This window comes from Nocardiopsis rhodophaea (assembly GCF_039530945.1).
GTDB lineage: Bacteria > Actinomycetota > Actinomycetes > Streptosporangiales > Streptosporangiaceae > Nocardiopsis_C > Nocardiopsis_C rhodophaea.
Window position 1 is genome coordinate 185,133 of the sequence record NZ_BAAAPC010000008.1, and the last position, 15,018, is coordinate 200,150.

Sequence of the window (15,018 nt, forward strand, 5' to 3'; positions counted from 1 at the left end):
AATTCAGAGTGCGGAGAGGGTGCCCTCCACGATGTCGTCCAGGGCCGATCGATCCTGGCTGACCTTGCCGAGCACACGAAGTCCGTAGTAGGCGCTGAGCACGCACCGCGCCGCCTGGCGTGGATCCCGGTCGGCGGAGATCTCACCAAGCTCCTGGCCGACGACGATCACGTCGCGGATGGCGTCCTCCAGCCGCTTGAACGAGCGATCGGCCAGCCGCGCCACGACCTCGTCGCGCCCCGCGGGTTCGACGGCGGCGTTGATCGCCATGCAGCCGCGCCTCCGCGGATCGTCCATGTCGATGTCGATGACCCGCGTCATCAGCCTGCGCAGCCGGTCCTTCGCTGTTCCCGAGCCGCTCAGCAGCTCCAGCTGGTCCTGGAATCCGTCCTCGGTATAGCGACGCAGCGCCTCTTCGTACAGGCGCTGTTTGTTGCCGAAGGCGTTGTAGAGGCTCCCGCGTCCCAGGCCAGTGCCTTCGCACAGGTCGCCCGTGGAGGTGGCCTCGTAGCCCTTCGACCAGAACACCTCCATCGCGGCTTCGATGGCGGCGGTGTTGTCGAACTCCCTTGGTCTGCCCACGGTACGAGTTCTATCTTTTCTGTACAGATCGGTCAAATACTGGTGGCGCGAACCTGTCCGCACGAAAGAAGAGGGGGTTCGGGCGGGGGAAGGGCCCCACCCGTCCCCCGCGGTGCGCTGATACGGGTCTGGCGCTCCGGGGTCGTGAACGCCGATGCGTCCTCTCACCGGCCGTGGTTCCGGTAGGGCGCGGAAAACACGGTCGGGCAGTGGCTGGCCGACGCGCCAGTCTCATCCGCGGAGGAGGGAGAACGGGTGCGGGTGTGGGGAGTCCCCACACCCCTGTGTCCTACATCGGCACGTTCACGCAGCCCAGCCGATCCCCGGCCTTGCCGGCCTCGCCGGGTCCCGTCTTTGTGTGGTTCTCGTGGATGACCACCGAGTTCGCCTCGCCCTGCCGTGGCCGGAAGTCGACGGTCGCTGTGGACTCCGCGTTGCCCTCGCCGTCGGTCGTGAAGTCCAGCCAGACCTCGTTCTCGGGGTTGGCGTAGGCGGGGTTAGTCGATGGACTCCCTTCGGGGTCGGCGTTGTGCTGGTAGTGCGGTCCGGAGTCGGCCGGGTCCTTGCCGCAGGGCTTGGTGTGGACGTGCGAGCCGTAGTCGCGATCGGGTTCGAGGCCGCGCACGGTGAGGGTGAACCGGGTACCCGCGTCTCCCTCTGGTTGGACCTCGACGTCGACGGCCTTCCCCTCGGGGACGGCGTCGTCGTAGGTGATGGCGGTGGCGTCGGGCGAGTAGGGCTCCCATGTTCCCGAGACCTGGATCGGGGAGAATTCCGCCTCGTCTCCGCCGCCGTTTTCCGGTGATGGCGCGGGCTCGGTGCCGGTCGGCGTTGCGGGGGTGTCGTTCGCGTCTGTTGTGTCGGCTCCGCCGCAACCGGCGAGCAGCAGCGAGGCGAGCGCGGATCCAATGAGGGCGCGGGGCATGGGCACGGGAAAGACTCCTCGGCTCGGGTCGGCGTGCTGGATTGCCCGGGAAACGCTACCTAAGGTGTCCGTCCCATTACAGACTTGTGCTGTCGGCCGGGGAAAATGTAGGGGGTTTGGGAGGCCCGAAGCTGTCCTTAAAGGTGAACGCCTCGGCCGTGGGTCCGTGATGGCGCAGCAGGGACAGGCGCTCGCCCGCCTCGTCGAGCGTGGGGATGTGCCCGGCGGGGATCCACCACAGCACCAGGCCCGCGTCCCGCATGTGCCGGAACCACTCGCGTCTGCGGCGGAGCAGGTCGATGTGGTCGCTGCGGTACGTGAACTCCCACAGCGCCTCCCACGACGCCCACACGGAGAGATTGATCAGGAGGTCGTCCCCGAACGGGCGGGCATCGGTGGCGTCGTCACTGCCCTCGTCGGTGTAGCGCCACACAAAGCCGGGGCTGGCGTCGGCGAGTGCGTTGATGGGTGCGAGGTTGTCTACGAATCCGGCCATCGAGGGGTCGTCGAGGGGAGCGTTGAGGGTGCCCACGTTCAGTTGGGCGAGATGGTGGTCGGCCATGGCCCTCAGCATGGCCCCCACCTGAGCTCTAAGTCAATAGATTTTATTTTTAGAAAGTCGGACGCAGCACCCCTCCCGTAGCGGCGCCATACGCGCGGTGACCTCCTCCGCTCCCGCACCCTCCAGGAGGCCGCGGAGCAGCTCCAGGTTCATTCCGCAGGCCACGGGCGGGACGTCGCGCGCGAGGGTGTGGAAGGGGCAGTTGCGCAACCGCACCGCGTCCGCGTGGTCGGGGTCGGGCACCGGCTCGTATCCCAGCCGTTCCAGGTGCCGAGCGAGATCGTCCAGGGAAAGCGCGTCGCCCGCGGGTTCGCCCGCGGTCGGGCTGGACGAACGCGGCCGATCGGCCGCGGCCCGGAGCGCGGCACCGCGCCGCACCCCCTCCTCCCGCGCCGCCTGGTGCAGCGCCTCCTCGGCCCCGTGCCGCCGTACCGCCTCGGCCAGCACCAGCGCAGCGGTCTCGTAGTCGCGCGGGGGCAGCTGCACGCTGAGCTGTCGTTCGGCGCGCCGGTACAGCTTGGCCGGACGCCCCGAGCCGGGGCCGTCGCGCCCGGAAACCTTGCGCCGGGCGACGTCGAGCAGTCCCGCCGCTGCCAGCTTGTCCAGGTGGAAGGCGACGAGCGTACGCTGCGCGCCCACGGCCTCGGCCGCCTCGGCGCGACTCACCTCGCCCCCGCTCTCCACCACGAAGTCGTACAGGCGCCGCCGCAGCGGATCGGACAGGAGGCCGACGGCGTCGATCCCGGATTCGGTCATGCCCCTATTCTCGTCCGGCTGGCCAAACAGATCGGCGACACAGATCAGGCACAGGCAGTCGGCACCCCGCGGAGCCTTGTGCGGAGGGCATCGTCCGCCTAACATCCCCTCGCCCCCTCACACCCCCTCTTCACCGCGGGAAACCCACCATGGACGGATCACGTTCCGGCACGTTGCGGATCACGCCAAACGCGGTCCGGGTCGGCTGCCGCGCCGCCACCAAGGCCGACGCGATCGACCAGTGCGGCCGGCTGCTGGTCGCTCTCGGCGCGGTGGAGCCCGGCTACGTGTCGGCGATGCACGAGCGCGAGAGGTCCGTCTCCACCCATATCGGCGAGGGCGTCGCCATCCCCCACGGCACCGGCGCCGCTCGCGACCTGGTGCGACGCACCGCGCTGTCCGTGCTGCTGTTCCCCGACGGAGTCGATTGGGACGGCGACGACGTGCGCGTCGCCATCGGCATCGCCGCCGCGGGAAGGGAACACATGGCCGCCCTCTCGGCGTTGGCGCGCATCCTCTCCCACCCCGATCGTGCCGAACGCCTGCGCCAGGCGACCTCGCCCGCCACCGTCGTCGACCTGCTCCGCCCGCTGGGCTGACCGAGGTCCTTTGCCGCGTACGATCGAAGCCGACGATGAGAACGATCAAGCGCGGTGGCGAGCACGAACTCGACATCAAGAAGTCCCGGTTCATTTGCGCGATGGCGCGCGTGAGCGACGAGGACGAGGCACGCGCCTTCATCACCGAACGCCGCAAGGAGCACTGGAGCGCCAACCACAACTGCACCGCGTATGTGATCGGCCCCGACGGCGGCGTCCAGCGGTCCAGTGACGACGGCGAGCCATCGGGCACGGCGGGCGTTCCCATGCTGGAAGTGCTGCGGCATCGCGAGCTCACCGACACCGTGGCCGTGGTGACCCGGTACTTCGGCGGGATCAAGCTCGGAGCTGGTGGCCTGATCCGCGCCTACGGCAATGCGGTGTCCGCCGCTATCGACGAATTCGGCGTACTGGAGCGGCGCACCCTGCTCGTGGTGGCGGTGATCGCCGACTACCTGCGGGCCGGGCGGTTGGAGAGCGACCTGCGCGACTCGCGCCACCACGTGCGCGGTGTCCAGTACGGCTCCGACGTGCAGATCGATATCGCCCTTGCCGAGCGTGACCTGCCCGAATTCGAGGCGTGGCTGGCCGAGGCCACCGGCGGCCAGGCGTTGTGCGAGGTCCTGGGCACCACCACGATCGAGGTGGAACCGACCCCGGATCCGTGACCGGCCCCGCCCAGAGCCGGCTGTGATCGGCGCGTTCCGGACCGATGCCGGTCCAACAACCGGCACACAGATCGCGGCCGTCAAGGTAACAGCTGTAGGCGCGACGTCCGTCGCGTTCTAGGATTTGCGCGTAGACGGCCGAAATCGTAGGGGAGTGAGCGGCCATGCGCACCTGGCGGCGGGCGCGGGCACAGGTGGCCCTTGCTACCGGTCTCTGGTTGCTCGTTGCCACCGTCGGCTGTACGCAGGCGGAGCCCGAACCGCCCTCCGACCGGAAGTCGCCGCAGCCGCTGCCCACCTCCTTCGCGGGCGACCTCCCGCCCGGACTCACCGGGGAGCCGATCCGCTACCTGCACGGGCCCGGAGCCCAGGGGCCCGCCATCCTCGACGACGAGATGGGCGTGCGCATCGAGTCGCTCGGTGACGTGTTCCTGATCAGCTCCAACAGCGAGGAGAAGCACACCCTTCAGAACCCCGCCGACGGCACGACGCTGTGGGAGGGCGCGCAGCGCGTCGACGGCTTCGACACCGCGCGCGACGGCTCCCCGGTGATCGTCCTCGCCACAGCGGAGCGCGACGCCACCACGGTCGTCGCCGACACCGGCGCGACCGTCTGGAAGGGCACCGACCCCCGCGAGGTCTTCGTCGGGGGTGTGGTTGTGCGGCGACCGGAGAACTGGACCGCCGATGAGCCCTACGGGCAGTTCACCGTCCTCGACACCGAGGGCGAGGAGCTGTGGCGGTTGACCTTCGCGGCGCCCGACGACGAAGAGGGAGACGGAGACGCGGACAAGGGGGAGGACACGGCGCGCGGAACCGATGCCGACCGGATGGGCGTCCCGGTGGGCGCGCGCGGCGACGCGCTCCTGCTGAAGAACGGCGAGGGCCTGCTGCAGGCTCGCAACATCGGTGGCAAGGACCCTGGCGACCTGCTGTGGAGTATGTCCGGCGACGACCCCGACCTGGGCCGGGAAACGGCCGTTCCGCGCCCGCTGCCCCAGCTCGTCGGGTTTTACACCGTGCCGGAGGACCTGAAGGACCCCGAGGACGCGGAAGCGGGCGGCGGCACGCCCCCCGCCGACAGTGAGGACCCCGGATCCGACGGGCCCCCGGGTGGCGGGGCCGCGGAGGGAGAGAAGGGGCCCGCGCCCCGGGATACCGTCCTGGTCCGGTGGAGCGTTCCGGAAGCGCCCTCGGTCCTCTCTCTGCACGATCTGGACGATGGCGAGGTCCTGTGGACCCGGGACGAACCGGGAGCCAACCCCGGCGACCGCGACTTCAATCCGGGCCACGTCGCCGGGACCGTCTACGACGCCATGACCGACACCCTGCTGCTGCCCCAGGCCAGCGGAGCCACGCCGATGATCGCGATCGACGTGCTCACCGGCGAGATCAAGTGGGAGTTCGCCAACGGGGCCGAGCGCTCCATCTCCCCGGCGTTCGCGTTCGAGGGCCACGTCTACGGCGACTCGCGCGGTTCGGACGGAGGCACCCAGGTCGTGCTCGACGCCGAGACGAAGCGGACCATCGCCGAGGACCTCGACTCCTATGTCGAGACCGTCACCGACGACGGCTACGCCATCGTCATCCAGGGCCGCCAGCGCTTCGTCTTCGGTCCGGAGGACGGTGCGGGCGTGGACGCTTCGCCGCTCTCGGCCGAGAGCGCCACGGACCAGCCGGATGAGCGGAAGGACGGCACCGGATAGGGCGGGGCCGCGTCCCTCGAACCGTGTGGTGCTCCGCTTCCGGGGCCACCACGGGGGCGGGTGCCCGATCGCCGTCCCGCACCGACAACAACCCGCCATCCGTCCCCGGTCAGGCCCCCGTTGTCCGGCAGGTTCCCTTCCCCGGCGGGCGCGCTTCGCCCCTCAGGTCTCGGGCGCGGACGGGCGTGCGTGGGCGGCCGGATCGTGGGGGGTGGGGTCGGGGAACACTGGCGTTGTCGCCGTCGGGCCGGGCCGACGCCGCGTCGCTGGCCGGTGGCACCCGCGTGTCGACCCCAGCTGAGACCGGGGGAAGCAGCGCAGCCAACGCAAGCGGGGTGCGGGACGGTGGGGCGGCAGAAGCGGCGCGGATCACAGTTCGCGGTCCCCCGCTGGTTCGGACCCGCGGGGCGATTCTCTACGATCTCAAAGTATGAACATGCCGGAGAGTGGGACCGCGGGCCCGGAGGGCCCGGCCCTGGGCGCCGGATTTCCGGTCGCCACACGGGAGCGGTGGCGCGAACTCGTGGCCGGAGTCCTGGCCAAGACCGGGGTCGACGTCGACCGCTCGGCGCACGCGCCCGAGGAACTGCTGGCCTCCGCCACCTATGACGGGTTCACCATCGGCCCGCTCTACACCGCCGAGGACGCGGACGACCAGGTGCAGGGAGGGGGGTTCCCCGGAGTCGCGCCGTTCACGCGGGGCCGCCGCCCCGAGGGCGCGGTCATCAGCGGGTGGGACATCCGCCAGCAGCACCTGGGGCCCGACCCGGCCGCCACGCGCACAGCGGTACGCGCCGACCTGGAGAACGGCGTCACCTCGCTGTGGCTCGTGGTCGGTGACGAGGGCGTACCTGCCGCGGGCATCGGCGAGGCACTGGCCGACGTCCACCTCGACCTGGCCCCCGTCGTCCTTGAGCCCGGCGCTGGCACCGACGCCGCCGCGGCCGCCGCGGCCCTGCTCACCGCCTGGTCCGATCGCGACATCCCGGACACCGCCGTGTCGGGCAACCTCGGAATCGACCCGGTCAGCCGCCTCGCCCGCACCGGGGCCCCGGCCGACGCCCCCACCGCCACGTCCGACATCAGCGAGGCGGCCCGGGCCGCCGCCTCCCACGCCACGCGCTACCCCGGCCTGCGCCTCATCACCGTGGACGGCACGCCTTACCACGACGCGGGCGGCTCCGACTCCCAAGAACTGGGCGCGACCATGGCCGCGGGCGTCGCCTACCTGCGCGCGCTCACCGAGGCGGGGCTGGACCTGGCCGACGCCGCTGCGCGGCTGGAATTCCGGTACGCCGCCACCGCCGACCAGTTCGCCACTATCGCGAAACTCCGCGCGGCCCGCGCCATGTGGGCGCGCGTCACCGAGGTGTGCGGGCTGCCCGCCGAACATCGCGGCATGCGGCAGCACGCCGTGACTTCGGCGGCGATGATGACCCGCCGCGACCCGTATGTGAACATGCTGCGCACCACGCTGGCCTGCTTCGGCGCGGGGACCGGCGGGGCCGACGCCGTGACCGTCCGGCCGTTCGACGCGGCACTCGGCCTGCCCGACGACTTCGCCCGCCGTATCGCCCGCAACACGCAGTCGCTGCTGCTGGAGGAGGCACACCTGGCCCGGGTCATCGACCCGGCCGGAGGCTCCTTCTTCGTGGAGCGCCTCACCGCCGACCTCTACGCCGCGGGGTGGGCGTTCTTCCGGGAGCTGGAGGCAGCGGGCGGCATGGCCGCGGCCCTGACCAGCGGGTTGGTCGCCGAGCGCGTGGACGAGGTGTGGCGTCGGCGACGCGACAACCTGGCGCACCGGAACGACCCGATCACCGGTGTCAGCGAGTTCCCCAACCTCGACGAGCCGCGTGTGGAGCGCGCCGCCGCCCCCGGTGCCGCCACCGCGTCCTCCGCCCCGACCGCGCTGCCCCGGCACCGCTACGCCGAGGACTTCGAGGCGCTGCGCGACCGCTCCGACGCCCACCTCGACGCGACCGGCGAGCGGCCCAAGGCCTTCCTGGCCACGCTCGGCCCCGTCGCCGCGCACACCGCCCGCGCCACGTTCGCCGCCAACCTGCTGCAAGCGGGCGGGATCGAACCGGTCCCCGGCGGCGACGGCGTGGCCGAGGCCGTCGCCGCGTTCCGCGACAGCGGGACGCCCATCGCCTGCCTGTGCTCCAGCGACAAGGTCTACGCCGAACTCGCCGAGGATGCGGCGGCGGCGCTCAAGGAGGCGGGGGCCGAGCGGGTGCTGCTCGCCGGGAAGCCCGCCGAACGCTACGCGGCGGCGGGGGTGGACGCGTTCCTGTTCACCGGCTGCGACGCGCATAGCCTGTTGGTAGAGCTGCACGACGTTCTGGGGTGCACTCAAGAAGGTGGGGACCGATGATTCCGGACTTCAGCCGTGTCGAGCCCGGAACCCCCGACGGTTCCGGTGCCGACACCGAGGCGTGGGCGCAGGCCCTGGCCGACTCCACGGGCAAGGGCCCCGACGCGCTGGTGTGGGAGACCCCCGAGGGCATCGGGGTGAAGCCGCTCTACACGCCCGCCGACCGCGCCGGCCTCGACTTCGTCGGCGGCTACCCCGGCATCCCGCCCTACCTGCGCGGCCCCTACCCCACGATGTACGTCAACCAGCCGTGGACCATCCGCCAGTACGCCGGGTTCTCCACGGCCGAGGAGTCCAACGCCTTCTACCGGCGCAACCTCGCAGCGGGCCAGAAGGGCCTGTCCGTCGCCTTCGACCTGGCCACCCACCGCGGCTACGACTCCGACCACCCGCGTGTGGCCGGTGACGTGGGCATGGCGGGCGTGGCCATCGACTCCATCTATGACATGCGCCAGCTGTTCGACGGCATCCCGCTGGACAGGATGACCGTCTCGATGACGATGAACGGCGCCGTGCTCCCGGTCATGGCGCTGTACATCGTCGCCGCGGAGGAGCAGGGAGTACCGCCCGAGAAGCTGGCGGGGACCATTCAAAACGACATCCTCAAGGAGTTCATGGTCCGCAACACCTACATTTACCCGCCGCAGCCCTCCATGCGGATCATCTCCGACATCTTCGCGTTCACCTCGCAGAAGATGCCCCGCTTCAACTCCATCTCCATCTCCGGCTACCACATGCAGGAGGCAGGGGCCACCGCCGACCTGGAGCTGGCCTACACCCTCGCCGACGGCGTGGAGTACATCCGCGCGGGCCGGAGGGCCGGGCTGGAGGTCGACTCCTTCGCCCCGCGCCTGTCGTTCTTCTGGGCCATCGGGATGAACTTCTTCATGGAGGTGGCCAAGCTGCGGGCGGCCCGCCTGCTGTGGGCCGACCTCGTCAACGGCTTCGGGCCGGCCAACCCCAAGTCGCTGTCCCTGCGCACGCACTCCCAGACCTCCGGTTGGTCGCTGACAGCCCAGGACGTCTTCAACAACGTCGTGCGCACCTGCGTGGAGGCCATGGCCGCCACCCAGGGGCACACCCAGTCCCTGCACACCAACGCGCTCGACGAGGCGCTGGCCCTGCCCACCGACTTCTCCGCGCGCATCGCCCGCAACACGCAGCTGCTCCTCCAGCAGGAGTCCGGCACCACCCGCGCCATCGACCCGTGGGGCGGCAGCCACTACGTCGAACGCCTCACCTACGAGCTCGCCCAGCGGGCGTGGGCGCATATCCGCGAAGTGGAGGAGGCCGGGGGCATGGCGGCCGCCATCGACGCCGGTATCCCCAAGATGCGCATCGAGGAGGCGGCCGCCCGCACCCAGGCGCGGATCGACTCCGGCCGCCAGCCAGTCATCGGCGTCAACAAGTACCTGCCGGACACCCCCGACGAGATCGACGTGCTCAAGGTCGACAACAGCCGGGTCCGCGCCGAGCAGCTGGAGAAGCTGCGGCGGCTGCGCGAGGAGCGCGACGACGCCGCTGTGCGCGCGGCGCTGGACCGGCTCACCGCCGCCGCGGCGGGCGAGTCGCACGGCACCACTTTGGAGAACAACCTGCTCGCCGCGGCCGTCGACGCCGCCCGCGCCAAGGCCACGGTGGGGGAGATCTCCGACGCCATGGAGAAGGTGTTCCAGCGCCACTCGGGGCAGATCCGTACCATCCAGGGCGTATACCGCGAGGAAGCCCAAACGTCGTCGGAGGCAGCCCAGACCATGGAGGCCGTGGCCGAACGCGTCCACAGGTTCGAGGAGAACGAGGGGCGGCGCCCGCGCATCCTGGTCGCCAAGATGGGCCAGGACGGGCATGACCGCGGCCAGAAGGTGATCGCCACGGCCTTCGCCGACCTCGGCTTCGACGTCGACGTCGGCCCGCTGTTCCAGACACCGGCGGAGGTCGCGGCCCAGGCGGCCGAGGCCGACGTCCACATCATCGGCGTCTCCTCGCTGGCGGCGGGCCACCTCACCCTCGTCCCCGCCCTGCGCGAGCAGCTGGCCGCCCAGGGGCGCGAGGACATCATGATCGTCGTCGGCGGTGTCATCCCGCCGGCCGACTTCGACGCGCTGTACGAGGCGGGCGCCGCGGCGATCTTCCCGCCCGGCACCGTGATCGCGGAGGCCGCCATCGGCCTGCTCCATCGCCTCGACGACGCCCTGGGCCACGGCGCGTCCGGAGCGTCCGGCGCCTCGGGCGAGAACGGCGGACACGGCGGGCAGGGCGGATGAGCCGCCGGATCGACATCGACGCCTACGCCGAGGGCGTCCTGGCCGGACACAGGCCGACCCTGGCCCGCGCGATCACCCTCGTGGAGTCACGGCGCGCGGACCACGCCGGGCTGGCGCAGGAGCTGCTGGTGAAGCTGCTCCCGCACAGCGGGAAGGCCCACCGGGTGGGCATCACCGGCGTGCCGGGCGTCGGCAAGTCGACGTTCATCGACGCGCTCGGCACCCGGCTGACCGGCGAGGGGCACCGGGTGGCCGTGCTGGCCGTGGACCCCTCCTCCACGCGCACCGGGGGCAGCATCCTCGGCGACAAGACGCGGATGGAGCGGCTGTCGGTCGACCCGAACGCGTTCGTACGCCCGTCGCCCACGGCGGGCACGCTCGGCGGCGTCGCACGGGCCACCCGCGAGACCATGATCCTCATGGAGGCCGCGGGCTTCGACGTGGTGCTGGTGGAGACGGTCGGCGTGGGCCAGTCGGAGGTCACCGTCGCCGGGATGGTCGACTGCTTTGTGTTCCTGACCCTCGCCCGCACCGGCGACCAGCTGCAGGGCATCAAGAAGGGTGTGCTGGAGCTAGTCGACGTCGTCGCCGTGAACAAGGCCGACGGCCCCCACGCGTCCGAGGCCCGCAAGGCCGCCCGGGAGCTCGGGCGGGCGCTGCGGCTGCTGCACCCCCCGCACTCCGCGTGGCGTCCTCCTGTGCTCACGTGCAGCGGACTGACCGGTGACGGCCTGGACGAGGTGTGGAATGCGGTGCTGGACCACCGCTCGACGCTGGAGGACAGCGGGGAGTTCGCCGAACAGCGCAGCCGCCAGCAGGTGGACTGGATGTGGGCCCAGGTGCGCGACCGCCTGATGGACCGGCTGACCCGTCACCCCGGTGTGGGCGAGGCGACACCGGGGCTGGAAGCTGCGGTGCGATCCGGTGAGATCACCGCCACCCTGGCGGCTGAGCGGCTCCTGGAAATCTTCACAGACTCCGCTGAGGCGCCGCGCGAGTGAGCGGCACCCGGCGCCCCGGCCTGGAGTACATGAAACATGCCACAGACTTTTCTGGTCTGAGCTGACCTGTATCGGAAAAAATCTTCACGCATCGGCATTCCCGTGCGCCCGATCGCCTAATACCGTGTGTGCCCAGAGACTTACGGGAACCAGCGAGCCGGGTCCACCGGAGCGCGGCGCCGATCACCGCACCGGACTTCAGTCGTTCATCCGGCGCGACGGAGTGCGGCCGGACCCCCTACCGGAATTCGCCGTTTTCCGTATGGTTGACCCAATGGGGCCCCTCACATCGACGTGGGGCTGGGAGGAGTGAACGTGCACAGGCTTGGGCTGAGTACCCGGGTCGAGAACCACAGCGTGATCGTCAAGGTCGAGGGTGAGCTCGACATCGCGACCGCTGACGACCTCCATGAGCATGTCCTGTCCGCCGTTGAGACGCACGGACCATGGCTGATCCTCGACCTCACGGACCTGGAGTTCATGGACTCCAGCGGACTGAACGTCGTGATCCAGGCCTACAGCGCCGTCAAGGAGCGCAACGGCAGCCTCGCGCTCGCCGCGCCGAATGAGCGTGTTGACAAGGTCGTCCGGCTGGTGAGCCTGCACCGCCAGGTCCCGGTCCACCACACTGTGCCCGCCGCCGTCAACGCCATCGAGGCGCTGGAAGCCAAACAGCAGGCCGGCTGATCGATCGGTCGTCCCGTCGGACCGGTGACATGACGGGCGGACCCGCGTCGACGCGGGTCCGCCCGTCATGTCGTGTGCTCCGGTAACGTTCGCCCCGCCACCGCACGGCGGGCGCTCGCGGTGGGGTGGCGGTGTCCCCGTACGCGGACGGCCGGGACCCGGGCTGGAACGCGGCGGGATCGATAGGGTCCGGAGCATGGCGACACCCGAGTTCATCCTCCGGCTGCGCAAGCACGTGGGACACGAGTTGCTGTGGTTGACCGGAGTGACGGGGGTCGTCGTCGATCCCGGCGACCGCGTCCTGCTGCACCAGCGGGCCGACGACGGATGCTGGGCACCGCCCGGGGGGATCTTGGAGCCGGGGGAGCAGCCCGCGGCCGCGCTCGCGCGCGAGGTCGCCGAGGAGACCGGTATCCGCGTCGTCCCGGAGCGGGTGGCCTGTGTCGTCACCGAGCCGCCGTGGACGTACTCCAACGGGGACGTGGTCCAGATCCTCGACATCACCTTCCGCTGCCGCCCGATCGGCGGGGAGCTCCGGCTCGACCGGGACGAGTCCCTCGACGTCGGCTGGTTCTCCGTCGAGGAGCTCCCAAAGATGCGCGAGGCGCTCCAGCGCCGCATCCGGCTCGCGCGCGACGAGCGGGGCGAGGCCTGGTACCAGCCGTACGGGGAGTAGGCCTGCCCCGCGTCCTCGCTCTGACCGGCGGGCAGGAGGGGGCCGGAATCAGAACGAGATCCCGAAGAGCCACCCGGCGACGGCGTTCATGGTGAGCATGACGACGAAGACGGCGATGGCGTTGAGCCAGGCCCCGGTCATGATCATCTGACCGATCGCGACGTGGCCGCTGGCGAAGACCACCCCGTTGGGCAGGGTGGCCACCGGCAGCATGAAGGCCAGCGACGCGGCCAGCAGCGGGATGAACACCAACGACAGCCCCGCGACCACGAACACGGCCAGCACGCGCGGCTCCGCCGGGCTGACCGGCCCCATTTCGCCCAGCTCGCCCTTGACGATGTCCTGCGCGCCCTCCAGAGAGGTGGCCCTCGGCGGGAAGACGGCCCTGGTCAGCGGAGACGAGCGGCGCCCGCGCAGAGGGGAGGGGGTGTGCGCGGGCGCCGCGGTAGGGACGGCCGAAGCGTGCGGAGGGGGACGCCGCGCCGCTACGGCACCGAGGGCCTAGAGGGTGAAGCCGAGGACCCGCCCGGCGATCCCGTACATGACGGCCAGGATCAGGAACAGGGCGATCAGGTTGAGCCAGATCCCGCCCCGCAGCATCTGCGCGATCGTCACGTGCCCCGAGCCGAAGACGATCGCGTTCGGCGGGGTCGCCACGGGGAGCATGAACGCCAGCGACGACGCCAGCACGGCCGGAACGATCAGTGTCATCACATCCATGTCCATCCCGACGGCGACGCCGCCCATGACCGGGAGGAACGTCGCGGCCGTCGCGGTGTTGCTGGTGAGCTCGGTCAGCAGCAGCACGAGCGCCGCGACGACCAGGACCAGCACCCCGACCGGCACCGCGCTCAGGGCGCCCACGCCCGCGCCGATCCACTCGCTCAGGCCGCTCTCGCCGAACTGCGTGGACAGGCTCAGGCCCCCGCCGAACAGCAGCAGGATGCCCCATGGCAGCTGGGTGACGCTGTCCCAGTCGAGGAGCCGGACCCCCATCCGCCGCTCCACCGGGATGAGGAAGAGCAGCACCGCTACGGCCATCGCGATCCCGGCGTCGGAGATATGGGCCAGCCACGGCAGCGTCTCGCCGATCGGGCTGTCGGCCAGCAGCGGCACGAACACCCACGCCAGCGCGGCCCCAACGAACACCAGCAGCACCAGGAACTCGCCGCGCGAGACCGGGCCCATGGCGCGCAGCTCCGAACGGATCAGCTCCCGGCCGTCGACGCCGTCCGTGAAAGCCGCGAGGCGCGGCGGGAAGACGAGCTTGGTCAGGACAAGCCACGTGAGGAGCAGGAAGACGGCGGCCAGCGGCAGGCCGACCATCATCCACTGGCCGAAACCGATGCTGATGCCGTGGTTCTCGGCGAGGTAGCCGACCATGAGCGCGTTGGGCGGGGTGCCGATGAGGGTGGCGACCGATCCGATGGAGGAGGAGTAGGCGATGCCGAGCATCAGCGCGGTCGCGAAGTTGGGATCGGTCCGGCCGTCGCGCAGCTGGGCCACCATCGCGATCACGGCCGCGCCGATGGGCAGCATCATGATGGTCGTGGACGTGTTGCTGACCCACATCGTGATGAAGCCGGTGGCCAGCATGAACCCCGCGATGAGCATCGCCGGGCTGGTGCCCACGGCCGCCACGACGGTCAGCGCGATGCGCCGGTGCAGGTTCCAGCGCTGCATGGCCAGGGCGAGCATGAAGCCGCCCATGAACAAGAAGATGATGGGGTTGGCGTAGGGGGCGGCCACGTCCTTGATGTCGGCGCCGGTGAGCACCGGGAACAGCACCAGCGGCAGCAGGGCCGTGGCGGGGAGGGGAAGCGCCTCGGTGGCCCACCACACGGCCATCAAGGCGGCGACGCCGGCGGTGATCCTGCCGGGCGCGGACAGCGAGTCCGGCAGGAGGAGGGAGAGGACGACGGAGAGAAGGACGCCCGCCACCAGTCCGCCGACCTTCACCAGCGGGAGCGGTTCACCGGAGCGATCCGTGTCCGGAGGAGTGGGCGAACCGCTACTGCCCGCCGTGGACGTCGACATGGTGGGGGCGCCTCCTCGCGTGTTCGGTCGTCGTCGCTTCGTCGCTCGGCACGCATCCGACGGAGACCGAGCCGGTGTGCTGCCCACCCCCGTGCGGCGCCCCCGTGATGCCGCAGGGGTCGGGAAACCCGCCGACTCCGCTCCCCGCACTTGGGAGCCTGAGGACCGCGGCTAAGAG

14 protein-coding genes are annotated in these 15,018 nt (G+C 70.9%); 8 read left to right on the forward strand and 6 right to left on the reverse strand.

The annotated features are described in order from the left end of the window. Positions 1–3: 3 nt before the first annotated feature. From ABD259_RS11270 to ABD259_RS11285, 4 genes are all read right to left on the reverse strand, one after another. Positions 4–582, reverse strand: a complete 579-nt coding sequence (locus tag ABD259_RS11270; protein ID WP_344107713.1) for a TetR/AcrR family transcriptional regulator — start codon at positions 580–582, stop codon at positions 4–6. A gap of 289 nt (positions 583–871) precedes the next feature. After that, the gene (locus tag ABD259_RS11275; protein ID WP_344162127.1) at positions 872–1,507 is read right to left on the reverse strand and encodes a superoxide dismutase family protein; all 636 of its coding nucleotides are present in this window, start codon (positions 1,505–1,507) and stop codon (positions 872–874) included. A 76-nt stretch (positions 1,508–1,583) separates the two neighbouring features. Next, the gene (locus tag ABD259_RS11280) at positions 1,584–2,069 is read right to left on the reverse strand and encodes a DUF3291 domain-containing protein (protein ID WP_344161996.1); all 486 of its coding nucleotides are present in this window, start codon (positions 2,067–2,069) and stop codon (positions 1,584–1,586) included. A 33-nt stretch (positions 2,070–2,102) separates the two neighbouring features. Then, entirely contained in the window at positions 2,103–2,825 is a 723-nt protein-coding gene (locus ABD259_RS11285; protein ID WP_344161999.1) for a helix-turn-helix transcriptional regulator, read from the reverse strand. Between the two features lie 149 nt (positions 2,826–2,974). Here ABD259_RS11285 and ABD259_RS11290 point away from each other — a divergent pair, with 149 nt between their 5' ends. From ABD259_RS11290 to ABD259_RS11325, 8 genes are all read left to right on the forward strand, one after another. After that, the gene (locus ABD259_RS11290; RefSeq protein ID WP_344107719.1) at positions 2,975–3,424 is read left to right on the forward strand and encodes a PTS mannitol transporter subunit IIA; all 450 of its coding nucleotides are present in this window, start codon (positions 2,975–2,977) and stop codon (positions 3,422–3,424) included. Between the two features lie 35 nt (positions 3,425–3,459). After that, positions 3,460–4,092 carry a YigZ family protein gene (locus ABD259_RS11295; protein ID WP_344162002.1) on the forward strand — a complete coding sequence of 211 codons (633 nt, stop codon included), beginning with the start codon at positions 3,460–3,462 and terminating at the stop codon, positions 4,090–4,092. Positions 4,093–4,256: 164 nt separating this feature from the next. After that, positions 4,257–5,798 (forward strand): hypothetical protein, encoded by a 1,542-nt coding sequence (locus ABD259_RS11300; protein WP_344107723.1) that lies wholly within the window; start codon positions 4,257–4,259, stop codon positions 5,796–5,798. Positions 5,799–6,228: 430 nt separating this feature from the next. Next, complete coding sequence (locus tag ABD259_RS11305; protein ID WP_344162005.1) at positions 6,229–8,175, forward strand: methylmalonyl-CoA mutase family protein; 1,947 nt, start codon at positions 6,229–6,231, stop codon at positions 8,173–8,175. Then, positions 8,172–10,439: a methylmalonyl-CoA mutase gene (scpA, locus tag ABD259_RS11310; RefSeq protein WP_344162008.1), complete on the forward strand. Its 2,268-nt coding sequence runs from the start codon at positions 8,172–8,174 to the stop codon at positions 10,437–10,439. The genes ABD259_RS11305 and scpA overlap by 4 nt, the downstream gene beginning before the upstream one ends. Then, a complete protein-coding gene (gene meaB, locus ABD259_RS11315) occupies positions 10,436–11,440 on the forward strand; it encodes a methylmalonyl Co-A mutase-associated GTPase MeaB (protein ID WP_344107731.1) in 1,005 nt (334 codons plus the stop codon). Before scpA ends, meaB begins: the two co-directional genes overlap by 4 nt. Positions 11,441–11,755: 315 nt before the next feature. Further along, positions 11,756–12,127, forward strand: a complete 372-nt coding sequence (locus tag ABD259_RS11320) for an STAS domain-containing protein (RefSeq protein ID WP_344107733.1) — start codon at positions 11,756–11,758, stop codon at positions 12,125–12,127. 196 nt (positions 12,128–12,323) lie between these two features. Next, on the forward strand, positions 12,324–12,803 hold the full coding sequence (locus ABD259_RS11325) for an NUDIX hydrolase (protein WP_344107735.1): 480 nt from the start codon (positions 12,324–12,326) through the stop codon (positions 12,801–12,803). Between the two features lie 48 nt (positions 12,804–12,851). On the opposite strand, the gene ABD259_RS11330 is transcribed toward ABD259_RS11325, so the two are convergent. Next, positions 12,852–13,118 carry a hypothetical protein gene (locus ABD259_RS11330; RefSeq protein ID WP_344162012.1) on the reverse strand — a complete coding sequence of 89 codons (267 nt, stop codon included), beginning with the start codon at positions 13,116–13,118 and terminating at the stop codon, positions 12,852–12,854. Between the two features lie 186 nt (positions 13,119–13,304). Then, positions 13,305–14,840, reverse strand: coding sequence for an SLC13 family permease (locus ABD259_RS11335; protein ID WP_344162015.1), 1,536 nt, complete (start codon positions 14,838–14,840; stop codon positions 13,305–13,307). Between the last annotated feature and the right edge of the window lie 178 nt (positions 14,841–15,018).

What these genes read in the sequence shown, in the direction of transcription:
- ABD259_RS11275 (WP_344162127.1), bottom strand. Translation starts at nt 1,507, where the DNA reads ATGCCCCGCGCCCTCATTGGATCCGCGCTCGCCTCGCTGCTGCTCGCC.
- ABD259_RS11280 (WP_344161996.1), bottom strand. Translation starts at nt 2,069, where the DNA reads ATGGCCGACCACCATCTCGCCCAACTGAACGTGGGCACCCTCAACGCT.
- ABD259_RS11285 (WP_344161999.1), bottom strand. Translation starts at nt 2,825, where the DNA reads ATGACCGAATCCGGGATCGACGCCGTCGGCCTCCTGTCCGATCCGCTG.
- ABD259_RS11290 (WP_344107719.1), top strand. Translation starts at nt 2,975, where the DNA reads ATGGACGGATCACGTTCCGGCACGTTGCGGATCACGCCAAACGCGGTC.
- ABD259_RS11295 (WP_344162002.1), top strand. Translation starts at nt 3,460, where the DNA reads ATGAGAACGATCAAGCGCGGTGGCGAGCACGAACTCGACATCAAGAAG.
- ABD259_RS11300 (WP_344107723.1), top strand. Translation starts at nt 4,257, where the DNA reads ATGCGCACCTGGCGGCGGGCGCGGGCACAGGTGGCCCTTGCTACCGGT.
- ABD259_RS11305 (WP_344162005.1), top strand. Translation starts at nt 6,229, where the DNA reads ATGAACATGCCGGAGAGTGGGACCGCGGGCCCGGAGGGCCCGGCCCTG.
- scpA (WP_344162008.1), top strand. Translation starts at nt 8,172, where the DNA reads ATGATTCCGGACTTCAGCCGTGTCGAGCCCGGAACCCCCGACGGTTCC.
- meaB (WP_344107731.1), top strand. Translation starts at nt 10,436, where the DNA reads ATGAGCCGCCGGATCGACATCGACGCCTACGCCGAGGGCGTCCTGGCC.
- ABD259_RS11325 (WP_344107735.1), top strand. Translation starts at nt 12,324, where the DNA reads ATGGCGACACCCGAGTTCATCCTCCGGCTGCGCAAGCACGTGGGACAC.
- ABD259_RS11330 (WP_344162012.1), bottom strand. Translation starts at nt 13,118, where the DNA reads ATGGGGCCGGTCAGCCCGGCGGAGCCGCGCGTGCTGGCCGTGTTCGTG.
- ABD259_RS11335 (WP_344162015.1), bottom strand. Translation starts at nt 14,840, where the DNA reads ATGTCGACGTCCACGGCGGGCAGTAGCGGTTCGCCCACTCCTCCGGAC.